The organism is Protofrankia sp. CiP1_Cm_nod4, from assembly GCF_982290645.1.
Genome location: NZ_CEVIVC010000080.1, coordinates 15,569 through 16,556, shown reverse-complemented (window position 1 = coordinate 16,556; position 988 = coordinate 15,569). Strand labels below are relative to the sequence as shown.

General features: G+C 62.8%; 2 protein-coding genes. Both read left to right on the top strand.

Features of this window, described 5'->3' with window-relative positions; translation table 11 throughout:
* Positions 1 to 229: 229 nt before the first annotated feature.
* Positions 230 to 595, top strand: a complete 366-nt coding sequence (locus AC5LSR_RS15590; protein ID WP_250285310.1) for a DUF6247 family protein — start codon at positions 230 to 232, stop codon at positions 593 to 595.
* A complete protein-coding gene (locus AC5LSR_RS15585) occupies positions 546 to 794 on the top strand; it encodes a hypothetical protein (RefSeq protein ID WP_250285311.1) in 249 nt (82 codons plus the stop codon). Before AC5LSR_RS15590 ends, AC5LSR_RS15585 begins: the two co-directional genes overlap by 50 nt.
* The last annotated feature ends 194 nt before the right edge of the window (positions 795 to 988 follow it).

The window sequence follows — 988 nt, the reverse complement described above, 5'->3', positions numbered from 1 at the left end:
GTCGTCCACGAGTAGCACACCCAAGCGATCTCCCACCTACCCACCGCCGCTGGCCCAGCCCTCGGCGAAGGTCCCTGTCTGGGTTGTGACGAGGTCGATCGCATCCCGCGCCGCGACCGGCGGGCGGCAACCGTTCTGCTGACCTGCCCTGTCGACGGGAACAGCGGATCACACGGGCGACCACTTCTCCTCCCCGTTGCTCCACCTACGGGGTGGAACAATGGATCGCATGGCCGACACCATCCCGATCTACGGGGTCCGCAACCGCGTTGAGAAGAACGGGCCCGCGATCCGCGATGCGCTCCGTCCAGACGATCGCGACATGTTCGTGGCGGAACTGCGGATCGCGCTGGCGGAGGCGGACAACACCCTCAACCTCGACCCGGTGAGCGTGGTGATCGACAAGTGGTGGGGGCAGGCGGTGCTCACCGCCAACCCAGAGATCGAAACCGGCGCTCTCGCGGACCGTCGACGCATAGCGGCCGGAGACCCCACCGTGCTCGGAGCGACCACCTCATACCCAGCCGGGGATCCGGAGGTGACCAATGGCCAGATACACGATCCGCTGGGTCACCTACGCCGAGCAACAGCGTGACACACTACCCCCCGAGGGCCGCCATGAGCTTGACGCTCTCCTGAACCGGCTGGTCGACGACCCCTATCGTCAGGGCACCTACAACAAGCGCACCGAACTGTGGCGGGCGGTCTTCGGGTACGGACTGCTGACATACAGCATCGAAGACCGATTGCTCACCATTACCGCGCTCCGAGTCACCTGGATCTTAAAACACTGATCAAGCAGCACGAATCCCATCCACAACCACCCGCACAGACCATGATCGGCATAATTTTGTCGTTGTATACTCTTTTTGGCCGCAAAAGCGTACACAACGACAAACTCACGCTGATCTCCACCGATGCCCGGACGTCCATCGACCCATATCGTCGTTCGTGAGGATGCGTGTGGCTACCTACCGGTGCTTTGGGG

Excerpts from the sequence above, each read along its gene's own strand:
- AC5LSR_RS15590 (WP_250285310.1), top strand. The coding sequence starts at position 230 with ATGGCCGACACCATCCCGATCTACGGGGTCCGCAACCGCGTTGAGAAG.
- AC5LSR_RS15585 (WP_250285311.1), top strand. The coding sequence starts at position 546 with ATGGCCAGATACACGATCCGCTGGGTCACCTACGCCGAGCAACAGCGT.